This window comes from Enterobacter sp. UPMP701 (genome assembly GCF_053709515.1).
Map to the genome: position 1 here is coordinate 399638 of NZ_JBSKJN010000003.1, position 17541 is coordinate 417178.

A 17541-nucleotide genomic window follows, 5' to 3' on the forward strand; every position below is an offset into this window, starting at 1 on the left:
TTATCCTCTTAGCGCCACAGTGCGCACTTCCGGGTCATAGGAAGATGCGAACTCATCGGTAATATCGGCGACATGACCAACAAAATCGTTATATTCGCCCTCTGCTTGGTCATGGCCCTGCCAGACCACGACAGCCTCGGGAGGCATTTTTCTGAGCTTGCTGATTAACTGCCTCACTGTCAGTGACATGCTCACTCTCCTTTACCGGCTGCGGCCAGCACCAACTTAGACGCATCAATATTCCACTGCGCGTCACCACAACACAGAATCCCGTTTGATGCTTCGTGGCCAAACGCCTCTGTATGCTCGATAAAACCGTGCGCGCACTGGAGATGGTGTGATAACTCAGCAATCCGCCTCTCTGCTGCCTCGGCGCGGGCTTCCTGTTCATGCTCCTCCTTCCATCCAGCATTGGAGTGTACCGCTGTTGCTTTCAGATCGTCGATCTGCTTGTCTTTGGCTTCCAGCTCATCCAGCAGCTCCAGTACGGTGGCGGGATTGGCTGCGGCGATAAATCCTGCGCATTTGGCTGGAACATCACCGTCCGAACAATTAACGACTGTCGAACCTTTATCGTCCGTTATGTATGCTTTCGAATGTTGCGTCGCGCGCATGTATTGCCACTTCACGCCACCTGCGCGAACCGCCGCTTCACGTAATGCGCGTTTGTCGATGTTGCTCATTGTGCGGCCTCCAGTAATTTCTGAACATGTGCCTTGTGTTCTTCGCTTTGCGGTACGCCAGTGAAGTTAACCGCCATGAAATACGCGAGGCGGTCTTTGTACGTGACCTCATCAAGCACTATTGCCGGAAGCGGGCGACGTCCAAAAGCAAGTTGCTCCGCGCGAGTCATATCTCGCCAGTAAAGCGGTCCATCAGCCAGGATGATTGGGATCTCATTGGTGATGAATTTTTTCAGGGTGGTGAGCCGCTGCTTTCCGTCAACAACTTCAATGTAAGGCAGTTCGCGCGAGCACCAATCAGGCGCCTTTGCCAGCGCTACAGAACCGATGGGAAAACCAGAAATCACCACGTTTAAAAATGCCTGCTGTTCTTCGCGTCCCCAGACATAATCGCGCTGATAATCGGCCTCAAAATCCAGTTCACCGCCAGTAATCCAGCGGATGTACATATCAACTGGATACTCACCGGTACGAGCGTCAAATACCTGAGCGTTGCGGATTCTGTTGCTCATGACTGCACTCCTTTGCGAAGCTGGGCTGCGAACTCCGGAGCTTTATGGCATTTGATTCTTTCAATGGCATGCGTGTATCCATCTTGATAGCATTCCTCGCCACGCTCTAAATATGGGCTTCCAAGGCTGGCAGCAAACATCTCCACACCCTGCGCCCGCACTTCAGCCAGGAAAACGTCAGTCGCCGGGGTAATCATCGCTACCACTGCTTCGTCGATGTAACAATCATCAATACCGCAAAAATTCGCTTCTTCGCGGTTAACGTTAAGGTGCCGAATAATCTCTTTTGCAGCCTTAAGCCCCGCATTCTCCGCAGCCAGAGCAGCGCATCTGGCTTCAGACTTGGCCAGCTTATTACGAAGGCCAACAGCACAGTCATGTGCGCCGCTGTGACCTCTCAGGAAAGAAAATCCACAGTCGCAATAAAAGACATTATTTTTTTCGGTAATCACGATGTTTCTCCATGACGCTGAGCTGCGATAGCTTTGTGCTCGTCGATGATTCCTACAACTTCCGCATGGACCAATCCTTCGAGAGAGATAACACCTGTGTCGCTTATACCCGCCAGGCTGATCAGCTCTACAAGACGACGCGCTTTCTTCACGCTAATTTCCGGCGCTATAACGCTGCGGGTAACTTTCTTCTTACCCTTTGCGGCAGCGGAAGCTTTATCCTTCTGAAGAACCTCACCGGCCTTTTCGCCGAACTCTTTTACGCGGTTAACGGCCACATCTACGGACACGGTCCCGGACTTAACTTCTTTCTGAACGTCGTGGTTAGCAGTGCTAAGAAGCAGAAGCTTTTCGACAGTAGGAACAGACTTGTTGACCAGTTTTGCGATCTCGCTGGTGGTCTGGTTGAATGCGTTATGCAGCTCCTGAATAACCGCAGCCTGTTCCATGTCGGAGAGTGGCAGCTGGTTGTTACTGGTCATGATGCGAGCCAGGCGCTGCACATCGTTACCGTTGAACGGCATGATGTGAATGCGGTCCACTGGCTTACCAGCTTCAGCGCAGCGTGCATAGCAGCGGCGACGGCGATGACCTTCAACAACCCAAACTCCACCTTCATCACGGGCGATAACTTCCAGCGGTGGAACTGATCCGCCGTTCATCAGGTAGTTGAACAGGTCATCATCAGCCTGGCGGGTGCGTTCATCGTCTTCACGTTTGTTGAAACCTTCACGAACATGGATATCGGAAAGGGCGATAAACATCCCGGTATCGGTGCGCTTAATTACACCGGACTTGGTCATTTGCTTGAATGAGTTAGCCATCAGAGAGCAACCTCGTTCTTCATGGAAATCACCACAGGAGGCAGTTCGCGCAGTTCACGCTGAGCTTCCAGAAGATGCATATTGGTTCTGGTCTTAGTGTGGCGCTCAACAATGCGGTCGCACTCTTTGGCCCAACTCGCTACATCCTGGCGAAGGGTGGCATTCTGCTCGGCCAGCTCCTTCCGCTGCGCCATCGCTTCACAAAGCGCGACGCTGGTAACATCAAGGCGTGTAGCCAGTTCGTTAATCATCCAGCCGTAAGCTGCAGGAAGGAGAGGGGCGGCCTTACGAGCTGCGTCAATAAGCTGCTCTCTTGTCATGCGTGGTTGTAACTCGGTGACGTTCTGTGTGTTCGTCATGGATAGTTTCTCCGTGTTATAAGCGCTCTGCACAGCGCTGATTTTTGGTTGCACGAATCCCTCGCCGTTTGGCGACAAAAAATAAAGGGGTTTCGTTTTAGTAAGCACCCAACCAGGGCACTTAGTGAAACGGGCGGCTGCCACCGCAAGTTAGCTTCTCCACAATTGGGAGCGCGTTCTCCTGAGGTTGATTTAACGACTGAGGCCTCTCAAGGAACCGGCTGAACGCGCTTTCAGTTGTGAAAAGGGGCGGTCGACATTAAGGACATTCACAACTGCCGACCGCCAAGACTACACACAGCATCTGGTACAGCTACTACGGTTTACCACGGTCCTAACGTGATTCTTTTGTGGTGGCTGGTGCTGAACTCCAGCTCAGTGGCGCGGTGTTTCAATATCGTAACCGCCCGTTCCATCCGCGTTCGATCAGTCCGTATGCTCGCTTAGAACGTTTCGCCTGCTTATCTTTTCTCAACCGTTTTACGGTCAGCCCCGCCATTCACCACAACTGAAAAAGAGCGGTCCACCTTCACCATGCTTTGCCTGCCACCATTGGGATTGGTTACTACAGCAGTCGAAGGGTACAGTTTTTCACGCCCGCGCTCTTTCAGTTGCATCCTCGTCTCTTCCGAGGTGTCACACCTGATCGCCACGCTGGTGAAACGTCTCTGGCTGTCGTACACAACTGGCTTGCACATTCCGGCTACCCGCTGGATCTGGAAAAAGTAATGCAAGGAATCCCCGGACCGCTGCGGCACATGTGCCATATACCGTACTGCTAACCTACCGATGGTCTTAAACATCATCACCCCGGCGCATACTGAGTATCACCAATAGTAATTAAATGGTCAACACCTGTAGTGATAAAAATATCACGGTTAGTGTTAACTTTATGATTAGTAAGGTGAAAAAAGATGCAAAAAAAAGGAGCCGATTGGCTCCTTATTCGAAGATAGTTTCAGGCCATTGGGCCTTAACGACTTTGCCTATTATTCTGCAATTCTCATTACATTCAATGGCCTGATAGCGAGGGCTGGGGTTAAGAGGTTCGAGCCATGGCTTCCCGTCTTCACGAACAAATTTTTTAAAGGTAACTTCTGAATCGTTGAATATTCCAGCAACACAGAAATCACCAGGCTCAACATCCTGTTCTGGATCTATGAGTATGAGCATTCCCTCAGGAAAGCTTGGCTTAACTCCGGGAGGTGCAGTCATTGAATGACCTGATACCTCAAGCCAAAATGCAGAATCACTGGCTTTGACAGTGGTTGAAACCCATTCCTTCGCGTCGCGTTCTGTATAGGAACTAACGGGGCAAAATGATCCCGCCTGCACTTCGGTTAATAAGGGGTATTCATACACAGAGGATTGATTTCTTCCGTTCGCAATCGCCTCAAACATTGCTGATATCTCAGCTGCAAGGGATGGACTGAAATCATCGACTTTTACCCCGAGTATTTTAGCGAACTGTGCAGCATGAGTAGCATTGATAGCGTTTGTACCATTCAGTAACTGCGCTACACCACTTTGTCCCATCCCCATTTGTTCAGCCAAAGTCTCCTGTGAGAGCCCCAGCGCTTTTTTTTTGGACTCAAAAATAGCCTTAAGCCTGTTGGCGTCGGCAAGTTGTTCGGCGGTCAATGGTTTCTTTTTCATTCTCATAATTTATCACCGCACGGCATAATCACCAATCACCGCTAGTGTTGACATATTTATCACTAACAGTGATACTCCTTATGTGCAAACCACGAGGAAAACCAATGAAGATTATTCCGCTATCTGAATATGTTTTGGAAAACGGTCAGGCAAAAACAGCTGAGGCACTTGGGGTATACCAAAGCGCAATCAGCAAAGCTCTCAAGCGTAATCGCCGGGTAAATATCCTGGTTAACGAAGACGGGAAGATTGAAGCCGAGGAAGTACGACCATTCCCTAACAAAAACAAACCTGCTGATCCTGACGTTGCAGTAACACCGTAACCCAGCAACCAGCATTACGTAACTACCAAAGGAAAAACAACATGGTAGAGCCAAGCCTGAAAGAAGTAGTGAAAGCGATGTGCAAAGCGTACCCCGGTGGCCGTGAAGCTATGGCCGGAGCACTTGGCATGTCAGTAACGCAGTTCAACAACAACCTGTACGAGAAGAATGGCTGCCGCTTCTTCGAAGTGAACGAGCTGGAAGCGATGGAAGACATTTCAAACACGTCTCTCCTGGCTGATTACTTCGCGCAACGTCGCGGAGCTCTGCTGGTGGACGTTCCTCAGCTGGAAGACCTTGACCGCGTAGATCTCTTTACCCGCGCCATGAGAACTGCAGCAGCACGTGGACAGGTTGATCAGATTATCCAGAAGGCCCTGGAAGACGGAGTTATAGAGCCGCATGAAGCTGAAGAGATTAACGAACATCACCGCCGTCATCTGGCTGCGCGTGAAGAAGAAATCCGCGCGATTGTCGCGCTGTTTAGCCGTAAGAAAAGCCAAAAGAAGTGACGCCCGCGAGTGTGCAGCTCCGGGCGTCGTGGCGTGTCGTATTCAGTGGAGAAACTAACGCATGAACAGTTTAAACCGATTGAGACCAGCGAAGCAATTCAGATGCCTTCCACTGGTGGGAAAAGATTCCCCGTTCGGCTATGTGGAGAGATTAAACGACCAGCCTGGTGAGAACAACTACCAGCCTGAGAACGCGATGGTAGAGGCTTTTGCTCAGATGAACGAGAAGGGGCGTGAGGAATGGCTGAAGTTGACAGGCGATTCAGAGACCACAGAGGCATCCCTGTCCATGTCATCAGGTGGGAGCCCGAGACTCGACGCGTTATATACCTTCGCGAAGGGTACGATCATGAGTGCTTCAGCCCTCTTGAGCAATTCCAGCGTAAATTTACAGAGTTAAAGGACGACCATGAGCAGAATCTTTGACATCGTCCAGTCAATGTCAGGCCAGAAGAACGTCATTGTTCTTCCCAGGCCGTACCTGCTGTTCTTTAAAGAAGACCAGCAGGCTCATGCGCTGGCAGCAGTTCTTAACAACCTCGTTTTCTGGTCAGCTTTTGGGGGAGAAGACGGCTGGTTCTATAAAACTCACAAGGAGCTTGGAGCTGAGGCGGGCGAATTAACTGAAGACCAGACAGAGCGGCTGGTTAAAAAGCTAGTAAACAAGTATCTGCCTGGCGTGATCGAGACCTGTTCTCGAAAGGTCAATGGCACGCCAACCAAACATTATCGCATAGACGGCGATGCTCTAATCTCATTAATCTTTCCAGAAAATAACGATTCCGCAAAAGTACGGAATGGAAAACGTGAAGATGCGGAATCAAAACCGCGAAGCTGCGTTTCTCAATCCGCGAATAATAGGAATCTTGGGAGCCGCGAAAGTGCGGAATCCTATCTCTATACAGACTTTAATGCAGAGTTAAACAAGCAGACTAAAAAACCTATTTGTCCGGTTGCGCCGCAACCAGACGGTGATGTGTTGATCACCGATCAGGCTAAACAGGTTTTAACCCATCTTAACCAGGTGACCAGTTCGCGTTATCAGGTTTCAACAACATCGCTGCAAAACATTCGTGCCCGAATCGGGGAAGGTTACACCGTTGAAGAGTTATCGCTGGTGGTGGACTACTGCAACGCCAAGTGGAGCGAAGATCTGACGATGGCAGCCTACCTCCGCCCACAGACGCTTTTCCAGCCTACCAAGTTCCCTGGCTACCTGAAGTCCGCGAACAGCTGGGCCAAAGCTGGGCGTCCTCCTCGTGTCAACGGAGAGTGGGCCCGAGAAGATGGCGTTTTCCGTTCCAGCTTCCAGAACACTGACTACAGCAAAATTCCCAACGGTTTCAGAGGAGCGAACTCATGAGCTTTCTCAAAACAATTCAATTATTCGTGGCCACTAACCCTGGACTGACGAACAAAGAGATCGCTGCAGCACTCCCGCAGTATGCCTTGCACAGTGTTCAGCGTGCTGTATGCCGCCTTGTCATGCTTAATCGTGCTGAGCGCAAAGGCGTACGTCCTCATTTCCGTTACTACGCAAAAGCTCCGGTTGGTCCGATTGGACCGATCATCCCACGTATGCCGGTTGAGAAAGCAGAAGTAAATCTTGAGCCAAAGCAGGAAGCCGCACCAAACCCGGCTGTCATTGCAATGATGGAAAAGGCTAAAGAGTTATCTGACAAGGGGCTTTATCTGCGTGCTGCTACCGTTCTGATGGAAGCATTCAATCGATCAAAGAACGAAACTATGCGAGCCAAAATTCTCAAAGAACGTAAGCGCTGCCTGAGTATGGCGCCGAGGGTTAAAGCCACCGGCGATGGCTGGTGTCTGGCTGGCCGAGCGAGGAACGTCTGATGAAATACTCACTGATTTACGCTGACCCTGCCTGGGAATATGGCAACACCGCCAGCAACGGCGCGGCTACTAATCACTACGGCACGATGAAGCTTATCGACATGAAGCGTCTTCCTGTATGGGACCTTGCTGCAGATGATGCTGTTCTCGCGATGTGGTTCACCGGGACGCACACCCGTGAAGCCATTGAGCTGGCTGAAGCCTGGGGCTTTAAGGTTCGCACGATGAAGGGCTTTACCTGGGTGAAGTTCAACCCGCTGGCGGAGCAGCACATCAACAAAGCGCTTCAGGCTGGTGGAGTAGAGGATTTTTACGACTTCCTCGACCTGCTTAACGAGCAGACCCGCATGAACGGCGGCAACTACACCCGAGCCAATACGGAAGACCTGCTGATAGCCACCAGGGGGAATGGACTGGAGCGCCAGTGCGCCAGCATCAAGCAGGTTATCTACAGTCCACTCGGTAAGCACAGCCAGAAGCCAGCCGAGGCGCGTTTTCGTCTGGAGAAGCTTTACGGTGACGTTCCTCGCATCGAACTCTTCAGCCGCTGCGGTGCGCCAGGCTGGGACCACTGGGGAAATCAATCTAAATCACCAGCAGTGCAACTCTTGCCTGGTTATGTAAACACAATTTCTAAAGTGGAGGCCGCGTGAATGAGTTGGCTCTTTTCGCAGGCGCTGGTGGAGGAATACTCGGCGGCCACCTGCTCGGATGGAACACAGTATGCGCAGTTGAACGTGATGCCTACGCCGCACAAGTTCTCGCGCAACGACAAAATGATGGAATTCTCCGACCTTTTCCGATTTGGTCTGACGTGTGCAGTTTTGACGGAAAGCCATGGCGAGGAATTGTTGACGTCGTTTCTGGAGGATTTCCGTGCCAGGACATCAGTGCAGCAGGTCGAGGTGCTGGAATTGGCGGTGAAAAATCAGGGCTATGGTTCGAAATGGCAAGAATCATTGATGAAGTCAGACCATCCTTCGTGCTCGTGGAAAATTCTCCCAGGATTAGAAAGAAAGGACTTAACCACGTCATCAGTAACCTTGCCGAAATGGGGTATGACAGCGAATGGTTCTGTTTATCAGCATCATCTGTCGGAGCTCCGCACAAAAGAGATCGAGCATGGATTATTGCCTACACCAGTAGCGGACGACACTGGGCACAGAAAGAACAGGTATGCGCAAGGTGGAAGACCACTTTCATATGTGATTGGTGGAAAGCTGAACCCGGAATTTGTCGAGTGGATGATGGGTTGGCCAATCGGGTGGACCGAATTAAAGCCCTTGGCAATGGGCAGGTTCCACGAGTGGCTGCAGCAGCATTCTCCAGGCTTACAGAAAGTTGAGGTGGCAGCATGAAGAAGCTATCTGTCGAGGAAAATAATGCTGTTCGTGACGTTGCCCGTCAATGCTCCGATGCCATTAAGAAAGCCCTGAAGAAAAAGCCTAAGCCAAGCTGGAACGTCGTTGTTCCTCCGATCCTGAAGGAGTACCACGAGAAGGTGAAACCGATGGGCGTAAGTCTGGTGATGTTCAACAGCGTAATCGGACGCCTGAACGGGCGCTATGGAGTCGAGTCATGATGGAATTAACGCCGCGTCAGAGTGAAGTGTATGAAGCTATCAAGGTTCACATCGAGAAGGTTGGCTTCCCACCAACTTTAATAGAGCTTGCTGAACTGATTGGTTGCTCATCGCAGAACGCTGCTGCTGAGCATGTGAAGGCGCTAAAGAAAAAAGGTTACATCTCTATCGCTCCTGGCGCTGCCAGGGGCATTACAGTCGTCAAAACAGAATTGGATGCTGATCCGGTAGCGATCATTATAGGCCTGTTATCCGGTGGAGACATGGCCAGAGATAACGCGGTGAAATGGCTGAAAAAACAGGGAGTGACTTTATGAAACTGGTGCTCCCGTTTCCGCCGAGCGTAAACACCTACTGGCGAGCTCCAAACAAGGGGCCGTTAAAAGGCCGCCATCTTATCAGTGAGAAAGGCAGGGCATATCAGAGTGCGGCCTGCGCAGCGATTATTGAGCAGCTGCGTTGCCTTCCTAAACCATCATCGTCACCAGCTGCGGTGGAGATCCTTCTCTTTCCGCCAGATGCACGCCGCCGCGATATCGACAACTACAACAAAGCTCTGTTCGACGCGCTTACTCACGCTGGAATCTGGGAGGATGATAGTCAGGTTCAGCGAATGCTGGTGGAGTGGGGCCCGAAAGTACCCGGTGGACGAGTAGAGATATCGATCAAGAAACATGAACCTCTGGCTGGTGCAGCCGCCTGATAAGTGGAGAAGAGCATGAATCAGATGAATATCACCGTTATGTGTCCGACTCACCACGCCGCCGCGATGGGGCAGCAAATAACGATGTCGAGCCGTGAGATTGCCAAGCTAGTCGACTCACGCCACAGCAACGTCTGTGTGACCATCGAGCGCCTCATGAATTCTGGCGTAATTGGGGGGTATGCTGCAATGCAGTACACCCACCCTCAGAACCAGCAGGTTTACCATTACTACGAAGTTAACAAGCGAGATAGTTACATAATCGTCGCACAGCTTTGCCCGGAGTTTACTGCCCGTCTGGTTGACCGGTGGCAGGAACTGGAGAGCGGGGCCGGGATGTTGGTACCGCAAACACTACCTGAAGCACTTCGCCTCGCTGCCGACCTTGCCGAACAGAAGCAACGGCTGAGTGAAGAACTGGCCATAGCAGCGCCTAAGGCTGAATTTGTTGATCGTTATGTCAAAGCCACTGGCTCAATGACGTTCCGGCAGGTTGCCAAGCTCCTTAACGCCAAAGAACCCGAGTTCGCGATGTTCCTCATTGAGAACGGAATCATGTACCGCCTGAACCGCGTGCTTACTCCGAAGAGTAAACACATAGAAGCAGGTCGCTTTGAAGTTAAGACCGGGACCACCAATCAGACCAACTACGCATTCAACCAGTCTCGCTTCACCGCAAAGGGTGTTCGCTGGATTGGCGGCCTGTGGGCTGAACATATTGCTAAGGGGCAAATTGCGTGAGAGCCATACTGACACCTGAAGTTGCCCCAATGTCCGGGGTGGTACTGTTCCGCCCAGGTAACGAATTGCTGTGGCTGTTTCGTCGTGGCCGTGTTGTGATTGAAACGCCTTCCGAAGCAATTCAGCACCTGCCATCAGGTCTTATCCCGGAAGCGCACCAGCCACTGACAGATGATGTCAGCATGCAGACGATTTTCCAGAACGAGCGGGTTATTCAGCGCGCTGGTGGACTTAGTAGCCTTGATGCCTGGTTGGAACGTAAATTCGAATGTCAGTGGCCCCATAATGACTGGCATTCAAAGGACTTTACGGTGATGCGCCACGCTCCCGGAAGCATTCGCCTTTGCTGGGGCTGTGATAACCAGTTGCGTGAACAAACTACTGAAAGACTGGCAGGAATTGCCATGCAGAACCTGGTAAAATGGCTACTCGGAAGGGTGAATATTATGCTGGGCTTTGGCGCAGACCACACCCTGACGCTTCCGGAGTTCTGCTGGTGGATGGTACGTAACGATCTGGCTGACCTTATTCCTGAATCAGTGGCTAACCAGGCACTCAGGATTAAGCCTGAATCTCACAGCTCAGTGATGCGGGAAAGCGACATTGTGCCGTCATTACCGGCAACTGAAATCCTCCAGGAGAAAGTTAAGAAGATTGTCTCGGTGAAGGTAGACCCTGAATCACCGGAATCTTTCATGCTGAGGCCAAAGCGCCGCCGCTGGGAGAACGATAAGTACACCCGCTGGGTTAAGTCGCAGCAGTGCAGTTGCTGCAATAACCCGGCAGACGACCCCCACCACCTGATAGGCCACGGGCAGGGTGGAATGGGAACAAAGGCGCATGACCTGTTTGTGATACCGCTGTGCAGAGCGCATCACGACGAGTTACACGCTGATCACGTGGCATTTGAAGCGAAATACGGCGACCAGTTAACGCTGTTATTTCGGTTTTTAGATCGTGCGCTGGCAATCGGCGCACTGGCGTAAGTGGAGACGCTCATGGACCTCGATAACGTTGTTAAATTCTTTGCCCCAAAAGGAATGCATATTTCCGACAGTGTTCGCGCCACTGCCAGCGAGCAACTAACGGTAACTGATGTCATGGCTGCTCTAGGAATGACTCAGGCAGACGCGGGAATTGGCCTTGCTATGTATCTTGGTAAAGCCGGAGTCAGCAAGCAGGACAGAGAAGCTTCAATAAACTGGCTCGCTGAATATGCCAAGCAATCCGCGCCTTTTGCTGTACGCCGTCTCGCAGGAAAGAAATTCCCCCTCTGTATGCTCATCATGGCCAAGTTCGCCTATAACGACTATGCATCGTCAGCTGCTGATTTATCCGATTGTCCAAAATGCAACGGTAAAGGTCTCCTTGAAAAAGTCGGTACGGTCACTAAAAGCCATTACACAATGAGAATTCCACAGTGGGCAAAAGACCTCGGGCAGTCACCATCATCTTTCGAAAAGAAGCGGGAGGTGAAGAACGTTGAGCAATCACTTTGCACAAAATGCAACGGTGCCGGGAATATAAGTAAGCGCTGCCAGTGTGGAGGAACAGGTAAGACACTGGACCGTAAAGCAACTGAGCTGCAAGGCGTACCTGTTTATAAGGTATGCAAGCGCTGCGAAGGGCGCGGTTACAGCAGGCCAAAGTCATCTATTGCTTACCGGGGAATATTCTCTGAGCTGCCAAGTCTTCCTGATCGCACCTGGCGCTACAGCTGGAAGCCATTCTACGAAATGCTTGTTTCTCGCTGCTTTCAGGAAGAGAGCTATTCAAACACCCAACTGAAAAAAGTTACAAGAAACGATAATTTGACGGATATCGCGTAATTTAACGTCACGATGCTTGCAATGTTGCCGTTTTTGATGTAACTTGACACTAACGATGGGCTTTGTATGTCCACGGTTAGAAAGAAAATATAAAAAACCTCGCTACGGCGGGGTTTTGTTGTTTCTAAGGGCTGCCAAATGGCGGCCTTTTTTGTTTCCCCTCGTTCTGAGAGGACTCACGGCAATAAGAGGGGGCTAAATGTCCGCAGAACCGATATCTGCTACGGCAACTGCTGGTGTTGCAGCCGGTACGACCGGAATCACCTTTGCCACGATGTTTCCAGAAGCTACTCCCGCCGTAATGCTTTGCTCACTTGCTGGGGCCGCTCTTTACGTGCTGAGCAGTGAAGACCACAAGCTCTGGAAGCAGATACTGTTCGCACTCATCTCATTCATCGGTGGGGTCTACTGCGCCGGAACAGCATCTGAAATCATCGCTGCGCTTATCAATGCGGCATTAAGTCACCTTTCTCCGCCAGTTGCCGTGAAAGTATCTCCAGCCATTGGTGCGCTGGCGGCCTCAACGGTTTCTGTCACTGTCCTGCTTCGCGTTCTCAAGCGCTCGAAGACAGGAGACTTACCCGGATTGAAGGGGGAAGAATGACGTGGCAAACACTTATCCTGAACATTAACGCTGTGGCATGCATCCTTATCACCATACGTCTGATGTTCTTCAGGAAGCGGAGCTTACGCCGCCGCCGCCTGATGGAATTTCTCGCGTATGGGCTGATCCTCGCACCAGCGTTTACCGCTTTCCGCATATGGCATGGTGATTACGCGCAGGTCGACTACGGAGAGCTGGTCGTCAATCTTGTTGTCTGCATTGCCGTATGGCGTGCAAGGGGCAACATCGCAAGAATCGCAGGGGAAAGCACAACGTGAACCAATCACAATTTCAAAAGGCGGCTGGGCTAAGCGCCGAGTTAGCTGCGCGCTGGTTTCAGCCAGTGAAAGAGGCGATGAAAGAGTTCGGCATCACCAAACCGGTAGACCAGGCGATGTTCATCGCTCAGGCAGGGCATGAATCAGCAGGATTCACTTTGCTGGTGGAGAGCTTCAACTATCGGATTGCAGCACTGGCTAACTTCATTCGTGCAGGACGCCTCACAGCAGACCAGGCAAACATGCTTGGCCGCCGTCCTGAAGAACGCACTTTACCGATTGAGCGCCAACGCGCCATTGCTAACCTGGTATACAGCAAGCGCATGGGTAACAACGCTCCCGGAGACGGCTGGTTATACCGTGGGCGTGGACTTATCCAGATTACCGGACTCAACAACTACCGTGACTGCGGTAACGGCCTGAAGGTTGATCTTGTTAAGCAGCCTGAGCTATTGGCCGAAGATGTTTATGCAGCCAGAAGCGCGGCGTGGTTTTTCGACACTAAGGGGTGCCTGAAGTATTCCGGCGACCTGATGCAGGTGACGAAGATTATCAACGGCGGAACGAACGGACTTGAAGATCGCCGCGCTCGCTTCGGTCAGGCCAAAACGGTGCTTGTATGAAAAAGTGGCTACGCATCTTACTCCCACGATGGGAGACCGACACGGTTGTGCTGAAGGAAAAGGATGGTGTTCTCCACATCGTCTGCAGTTATGAAGACATCGAACCTGGAGAGATGTTTGACGGAATGTGTGAACTCCAGACATTCACCTGGCTCAACTGGTCTTTTCCATTTAGCGAAGCTTTAAACGTGCGCTATTTTGAACCGAAGGTGGAAGCATGAGCATTGTTGAAATCATCATCGGTGTTATTGGTGCAATCTGTGTGGCCGCTGCAAGCGGATTCGGATTGGGCCATATTCGAGGCACAAGCAAAGCGGAAGCGAAAGCCGACCAGCAGCGCACCGAAGAAAAGGCCGCAGCCACTGAAGCAGTAGCAGAACGCCGGGTAGAAGCAACGAAAGAGGCCAGCAATGTACAGCAGACTGTTAACCGCATGCCTGATGACGATGTTGATCGCGAGCTGCGTGACACGTGGAAGCGTCCCGGTGGTGGTTGATACCGCCTGTGACTGGGTAAAGCCAATCTACCTGACCGATCATGACATTGACGTTATGGACCGCCAGACGAAGAAAGACATACTGGCGCATAACAAAGCGTGGCAGGAGAACTGCCAGAAGGAGAAGCTCGAAATCAAGTAGCAAAGCGGTTAGACCGCAGTCGAAAGGCCATGCAGCAGTCATGATGCTGCGCCGAGTCTCCGCGTAGAGAGCCAGAAGCAGGTCCGAACTGCGACATACCGCTGGTGAGGGTTAATCGAGGAAAAGGGTATGCCGGTAAAGCAGCGCGATCGCCAGACGCGTACCGGTTATGAGCGGCGATGAGCGACAGAACCTCAAGGGCATGAGCGTGGCCACTCCGGGAAGTGGCAGTCGTTAAAAAGCTCACCTGCTGGCGAGCTAGATAATACTATACAGGTAGCAGGCCAATCAGATGTTTTACCGAAGGCCAAATAGCCAAAGTATTTGCACCTAATGAAACTAGCATCTCCATGTATTCCAAAGGAGACTTAGATTGGGTTCGAACCATGCTATCAAGTAGTTTAATAATTTCATTATGATTTTTATCACCAACTTTTTCGATTATCTCATTGCTGTATTCATAAACTAAATTCATGATTTCACGATGAGCATTTAATACTTGATCAGAAAAGTGTCTATTTTCGTTGGCTATTATTCCTCTGGAATCGGTGATTTCAAACCCAACATCTGAACCATACGACTTGTTTCCGATAAAAGTGCAATTTTCACAGTTGCTTACACGATACGAAACAGTTTTTTTGGAATCCATAACCCCCCCTTTGCGTTTAATGTCAATTTTACCAGTGTGCATTATACGGGGTTTGCAATGAGAACCTGACTGCTAATTTTTAAAGTTAAGGATATATCTCTTAAAGATTGTGTTTTTCATGCGCATCGCACGCGCACATCAAAGAAAGTCTTTCAGCTGTGAGCCTGGGCAAACCGTTAACTTTCGGCGGCTTTGCCGTGCGACAGGCTCACGTCTAAAAGGAAAATCAAATGCAGGTCACTATTGATGGTGTCCCGTATGCCCCCGCATGCTCAATTTCATCGCGGGTCGGCATTGCAATAACGACACACCAGCGCGCTGAAGTTCTGAAGCGAGCGCTCGAACAACACATGAAGCATCTTCCCGCCGGTGCGCTGGTGGTAGTTGTCGATGATGGTACAAAACCTTCCGCGTTAGTGCCCGAGGGCGTGCAGCTGCTTCGCCATGAAACATCACTCGGCATTGTTGCTTCGAAGAACGCCAGCCTGGCAGCCCTGATGGATGCCGGGTGTGAGCATCTTTTTCTTTGGGATGATGACGCCTGGCCTATTGCTTATAACTGGCATCTTCCCTACATCGAATCATCCGAGCCACACCTGGCTTACCAATTCCTCGATCTTGCTGGCCAGAATAAGCTCAATGACCTTTCGGTGCTTTACCGTGACGATCAGCATGTGGCGTATACCGGGCAGCGTGGCGTGATGCTTTATTACCGCCGCAGTGTCATCGAGAAGGTGGGCGGATTCGATCCGGTTTATGGTCGCGGCATGTACGAGCACAGCGACCTCGCCTTGCGCATCCATAACGCTGGACTGACTACGTGGGCTTACGCTGATGTCGTCGGTTCAGAAAAGCTGATTCATTCTCTTGATGAGCATGAGGCCGTAGAGCGCTCGGTACCGAAACCTGACCGGCAGGCGCTGGTGGAGCGTAACGTTAAAATCCACAACGAACGGCGTGATGCCGGGTTTACTGGTTACGTGGAGTACCGGCGGCAGCGCGACGTGGTTATCACTACGTTACTGACTAGCCAGCCTGACCCGCAGCGCGGCACCAGGCTTAAGCCAGAGCAGGCGCTCATTGGGAAATGGGTCGCATCTGTCAAAGGCGGCGAAGCGGTCATTCTCGCTGACGAGTTTGAATATTCTCCACCGGGCCAGCTGACGGTGCGTGTGCCTGCGGTCGATATGAATGTGTATTTCCGCCGCTGGCTGCATATCTGGCAATATCTGCGTGATAACCCCCAGTACCGCTTTGTCTGGTGTACGGATGGTACTGATGTCGAAATGCTCCGCGAACCATGGTCAGAAATGGAGCCCGGAAAAATTTACGTTGGCTCTGAGCCAAAGACGTATGCAGACACCTGGGCGAAACAGAATCATCCGGAGCGAATCTATCAGGAGTTCATTGAAGAGCACCGCAACGATGTGATGCTTAATGCTGGACTCCTTGGTGGTACCCGCGCTGATGTAATGGCGTTCGCTCACGGCATCATCCGTCTTTACTACAGGATTGAGAGTTATCGTTTCTGGAAGAAAGAACAGGCTGGCGCCGCAGTGGGTGACATGCTGGCGTTCGGAATTGTCGCGCAGTCATTCGCTGACAGGTTGGTCACCGGCCCTCTGGTACATACCGTTTTCAAAACTGATGGTATAGGTAAGGAGGTCGCATGGTGGAAGCACAAGTGAAATTCGTTGTTGTTGGTCACCACTCCCGGTCAGAACATGCACAACGTCTTGCTGCGCTGCTGGATGCTCATCTGCTTATTGATGACGGTAACCACGGAGCTAACTGGAATCATCGCCGTGCGCTTGAATGGGCAGCCAGTCAACTATGCCGGGTAGTGGTGCTGGAAGACGACGCGTTGCCGGTACCCGGATTCACCGAAAAGGTAACCGACTGGTTAGTGCGCTGCCCAGATGACCTACTGAGTTTTTACCTCGGAACTGGTCGGCCTCCTCAGTACCAGATGCAAATAGCGGAACGGCTAATCATTGCTGATAAAGCTCGATATGAATTCATTTCGTTTCCTCGCCTAATTCATGGTGTGTGCTACAGCATACCGCCTCATCGCATCAGCCGTGTGCTATCTCGATGGGACAGCAGCAAGCCTGCCGATTATGCCGTTGGTGATGCCTGGGGCGGTTCAGTGGTTTATCCATGTTTTTCGCTGGTGGACCATGCAGACTTTGAATCAGTCGAACGTCACCCTGACTCAGCGCCACGAACAGAGCGACGCAGAGCATGGAGGCTGGCGTGAATAAAGAACCGCGTATCTACGGCAGCAAATGGGACAGAGAGCGTCTTGTTTTCCTTCGTGCCCATCCACTCTGTGTGATGTGTCAGGAACAGGGAAGAGTGGCAGCAGCAACGGTAGTTGACCACATCACCCCTCACAAACTGAAAGAGGCGCTCCGTTCTGGTGATGCGGCTGCCATAAGCAAATCCCAGAAGCTCTTCTGGAGCCGTAGTAACTGGCAGGGACTGTGCAAGCAGCACCATGATTCAACTAAGCAGAGGATGGAGAAGAGAGGCTCTATCATCGGTTGCGACGAGAGCGGCATCCCCCTCGACCCGACGTCGCACTGGTTCAAACGATAGCGTTTCTCATCTGTGAAGGGCAGGGGAGGGGTGGGTCAAAAGTTCATGACCTTGCCCCTGAATGACCGCCGCCCATCCTTTTTGTGCACAACCGCGAAATGAAAAGTTTTTTTCCGGG

General features: G+C 51.4%; 31 protein-coding genes. 22 read left to right on the forward strand and 9 right to left on the reverse strand.

The window, feature by feature from the left end:
- The 8 genes from ACWKXT_RS10630 to ACWKXT_RS10665 form a co-directional block, all read right to left on the reverse strand.
- On the reverse strand, window positions 1-189 hold the full coding sequence (locus tag ACWKXT_RS10630; protein WP_454532397.1) for a hypothetical protein: 189 nt from the start codon (window positions 187-189) through the stop codon (window positions 1-3).
- 2 nt (window positions 190-191) lie between these two features.
- Window positions 192-683, reverse strand: a complete 492-nt coding sequence (locus ACWKXT_RS10635; RefSeq protein WP_454532398.1) for an ead/Ea22-like family protein — start codon at window positions 681-683, stop codon at window positions 192-194.
- Window positions 680-1195, reverse strand: coding sequence for a DUF262 domain-containing protein (locus ACWKXT_RS10640; RefSeq protein ID WP_454532399.1), 516 nt, complete (start codon window positions 1193-1195; stop codon window positions 680-682). The genes ACWKXT_RS10635 and ACWKXT_RS10640 overlap by 4 nt, the downstream gene beginning before the upstream one ends.
- Window positions 1192-1647 carry a hypothetical protein gene (locus ACWKXT_RS10645; protein ID WP_454532400.1) on the reverse strand — a complete coding sequence of 152 codons (456 nt, stop codon included), beginning with the start codon at window positions 1645-1647 and terminating at the stop codon, window positions 1192-1194. Before ACWKXT_RS10645 ends, ACWKXT_RS10640 begins: the two co-directional genes overlap by 4 nt.
- Window positions 1644-2471, reverse strand: coding sequence for a chromosome partitioning protein ParB (locus ACWKXT_RS10650; RefSeq protein WP_454532401.1), 828 nt, complete (start codon window positions 2469-2471; stop codon window positions 1644-1646). Before ACWKXT_RS10650 ends, ACWKXT_RS10645 begins: the two co-directional genes overlap by 4 nt.
- Complete coding sequence (locus ACWKXT_RS10655; RefSeq protein WP_454532402.1) at window positions 2471-2830, reverse strand: hypothetical protein; 360 nt, start codon at window positions 2828-2830, stop codon at window positions 2471-2473. The genes ACWKXT_RS10650 and ACWKXT_RS10655 overlap by 1 nt, the downstream gene beginning before the upstream one ends.
- Window positions 2831-3291: 461 nt before the next feature.
- Window positions 3292-3633, reverse strand: a complete 342-nt coding sequence (locus ACWKXT_RS10660; protein ID WP_454532403.1) for a hypothetical protein — start codon at window positions 3631-3633, stop codon at window positions 3292-3294.
- Window positions 3634-3772: 139 nt separating this feature from the next.
- Window positions 3773-4492, reverse strand: a complete 720-nt coding sequence (locus ACWKXT_RS10665) for a LexA family protein (RefSeq protein ID WP_032622319.1) — start codon at window positions 4490-4492, stop codon at window positions 3773-3775.
- A gap of 98 nt (window positions 4493-4590) precedes the next feature.
- On the opposite strand from ACWKXT_RS10665, the gene ACWKXT_RS10670 reads away from it, so the two are divergent.
- From ACWKXT_RS10670 to ACWKXT_RS10760, 19 genes are all read left to right on the forward strand, one after another.
- Window positions 4591-4809 (forward strand): Cro/CI family transcriptional regulator, encoded by a 219-nt coding sequence (locus ACWKXT_RS10670; RefSeq protein WP_023305900.1) that lies wholly within the window; start codon window positions 4591-4593, stop codon window positions 4807-4809.
- Window positions 4810-4850: 41 nt separating this feature from the next.
- On the forward strand, window positions 4851-5321 hold the full coding sequence (locus tag ACWKXT_RS10675) for a YmfL family putative regulatory protein (RefSeq protein WP_023337115.1): 471 nt from the start codon (window positions 4851-4853) through the stop codon (window positions 5319-5321).
- A gap of 240 nt (window positions 5322-5561) precedes the next feature.
- Complete coding sequence (locus ACWKXT_RS10680; protein ID WP_454532404.1) at window positions 5562-5747, forward strand: DUF4222 domain-containing protein; 186 nt, start codon at window positions 5562-5564, stop codon at window positions 5745-5747.
- Window positions 5731-6684: a conserved phage C-terminal domain-containing protein gene (locus tag ACWKXT_RS10685; RefSeq protein ID WP_454532405.1), complete on the forward strand. Its 954-nt coding sequence runs from the start codon at window positions 5731-5733 to the stop codon at window positions 6682-6684. The genes ACWKXT_RS10680 and ACWKXT_RS10685 overlap by 17 nt, the downstream gene beginning before the upstream one ends.
- The gene (locus ACWKXT_RS10690) at window positions 6681-7175 is read left to right on the forward strand and encodes a hypothetical protein (RefSeq protein ID WP_454532406.1); all 495 of its coding nucleotides are present in this window, start codon (window positions 6681-6683) and stop codon (window positions 7173-7175) included. Before ACWKXT_RS10685 ends, ACWKXT_RS10690 begins: the two co-directional genes overlap by 4 nt.
- Complete coding sequence (locus ACWKXT_RS10695) at window positions 7175-7828, forward strand: MT-A70 family methyltransferase (RefSeq protein WP_454532407.1); 654 nt, start codon at window positions 7175-7177, stop codon at window positions 7826-7828. Before ACWKXT_RS10690 ends, ACWKXT_RS10695 begins: the two co-directional genes overlap by 1 nt.
- Window positions 7825-8520 (forward strand): DNA cytosine methyltransferase, encoded by a 696-nt coding sequence (locus ACWKXT_RS10700; RefSeq protein WP_454532408.1) that lies wholly within the window; start codon window positions 7825-7827, stop codon window positions 8518-8520. The genes ACWKXT_RS10695 and ACWKXT_RS10700 overlap by 4 nt, the downstream gene beginning before the upstream one ends.
- 9 nt (window positions 8521-8529) lie before the next feature.
- Complete coding sequence (locus ACWKXT_RS10705; protein ID WP_058672037.1) at window positions 8530-8757, forward strand: hypothetical protein; 228 nt, start codon at window positions 8530-8532, stop codon at window positions 8755-8757.
- Window positions 8754-9074 (forward strand): LexA family protein, encoded by a 321-nt coding sequence (locus ACWKXT_RS10710; RefSeq protein WP_454532409.1) that lies wholly within the window; start codon window positions 8754-8756, stop codon window positions 9072-9074. Before ACWKXT_RS10705 ends, ACWKXT_RS10710 begins: the two co-directional genes overlap by 4 nt.
- A complete protein-coding gene (locus ACWKXT_RS10715; protein WP_023293909.1) occupies window positions 9071-9460 on the forward strand; it encodes a RusA family crossover junction endodeoxyribonuclease in 390 nt (129 codons plus the stop codon). The genes ACWKXT_RS10710 and ACWKXT_RS10715 overlap by 4 nt, the downstream gene beginning before the upstream one ends.
- 24 nt (window positions 9461-9484) lie before the next feature.
- Window positions 9485-10201 carry a phage antirepressor KilAC domain-containing protein gene (locus ACWKXT_RS10720; protein WP_454532492.1) on the forward strand — a complete coding sequence of 239 codons (717 nt, stop codon included), beginning with the start codon at window positions 9485-9487 and terminating at the stop codon, window positions 10199-10201.
- Window positions 10198-11187 carry a DUF968 domain-containing protein gene (locus tag ACWKXT_RS10725; protein WP_454532410.1) on the forward strand — a complete coding sequence of 330 codons (990 nt, stop codon included), beginning with the start codon at window positions 10198-10200 and terminating at the stop codon, window positions 11185-11187. Before ACWKXT_RS10720 ends, ACWKXT_RS10725 begins: the two co-directional genes overlap by 4 nt.
- A gap of 12 nt (window positions 11188-11199) precedes the next feature.
- Window positions 11200-12030, forward strand: a complete 831-nt coding sequence (locus tag ACWKXT_RS10730) for an antitermination protein Q (RefSeq protein WP_454532411.1) — start codon at window positions 11200-11202, stop codon at window positions 12028-12030.
- A gap of 199 nt (window positions 12031-12229) precedes the next feature.
- Entirely contained in the window at window positions 12230-12634 is a 405-nt protein-coding gene (locus tag ACWKXT_RS10735; RefSeq protein ID WP_006809173.1) for a putative holin, read from the forward strand.
- Window positions 12631-12912 (forward strand): phage holin family protein, encoded by a 282-nt coding sequence (locus tag ACWKXT_RS10740; RefSeq protein ID WP_332971799.1) that lies wholly within the window; start codon window positions 12631-12633, stop codon window positions 12910-12912. The genes ACWKXT_RS10735 and ACWKXT_RS10740 overlap by 4 nt, the downstream gene beginning before the upstream one ends.
- A complete protein-coding gene (locus tag ACWKXT_RS10745) occupies window positions 12909-13535 on the forward strand; it encodes a glycoside hydrolase family 19 protein (RefSeq protein WP_454532412.1) in 627 nt (208 codons plus the stop codon). Before ACWKXT_RS10740 ends, ACWKXT_RS10745 begins: the two co-directional genes overlap by 4 nt.
- Window positions 13532-13756, forward strand: a complete 225-nt coding sequence (locus ACWKXT_RS10750) for a hypothetical protein (RefSeq protein ID WP_454532413.1) — start codon at window positions 13532-13534, stop codon at window positions 13754-13756. The genes ACWKXT_RS10745 and ACWKXT_RS10750 overlap by 4 nt, the downstream gene beginning before the upstream one ends.
- On the forward strand, window positions 13753-14031 hold the full coding sequence (locus tag ACWKXT_RS10755) for a hypothetical protein (RefSeq protein WP_221703646.1): 279 nt from the start codon (window positions 13753-13755) through the stop codon (window positions 14029-14031). Before ACWKXT_RS10750 ends, ACWKXT_RS10755 begins: the two co-directional genes overlap by 4 nt.
- A complete protein-coding gene (locus ACWKXT_RS10760) occupies window positions 14021-14173 on the forward strand; it encodes a hypothetical protein (RefSeq protein WP_454532414.1) in 153 nt (50 codons plus the stop codon). Before ACWKXT_RS10755 ends, ACWKXT_RS10760 begins: the two co-directional genes overlap by 11 nt.
- A 268-nt stretch (window positions 14174-14441) precedes the next feature.
- On the opposite strand, the gene ACWKXT_RS10765 is transcribed toward ACWKXT_RS10760, so the two are convergent.
- Window positions 14442-14822 carry a hypothetical protein gene (locus tag ACWKXT_RS10765; RefSeq protein WP_454532415.1) on the reverse strand — a complete coding sequence of 127 codons (381 nt, stop codon included), beginning with the start codon at window positions 14820-14822 and terminating at the stop codon, window positions 14442-14444.
- A gap of 230 nt (window positions 14823-15052) precedes the next feature.
- On the opposite strand from ACWKXT_RS10765, the gene ACWKXT_RS10770 reads away from it, so the two are divergent.
- From ACWKXT_RS10770 to ACWKXT_RS10780, 3 genes are read left to right on the forward strand one after another with little or no spacing between them, the layout of a single operon-like run.
- Window positions 15053-16510, forward strand: a complete 1458-nt coding sequence (locus tag ACWKXT_RS10770) for a glycosyltransferase family 2 protein (protein ID WP_454532416.1) — start codon at window positions 15053-15055, stop codon at window positions 16508-16510.
- Window positions 16492-17082, forward strand: a complete 591-nt coding sequence (locus ACWKXT_RS10775; protein ID WP_454532417.1) for a hypothetical protein — start codon at window positions 16492-16494, stop codon at window positions 17080-17082. The genes ACWKXT_RS10770 and ACWKXT_RS10775 overlap by 19 nt, the downstream gene beginning before the upstream one ends.
- Window positions 17079-17423: an HNH endonuclease signature motif containing protein gene (locus ACWKXT_RS10780; RefSeq protein ID WP_454532418.1), complete on the forward strand. Its 345-nt coding sequence runs from the start codon at window positions 17079-17081 to the stop codon at window positions 17421-17423. Before ACWKXT_RS10775 ends, ACWKXT_RS10780 begins: the two co-directional genes overlap by 4 nt.
- Window positions 17424-17541 lie beyond the last annotated feature (118 nt).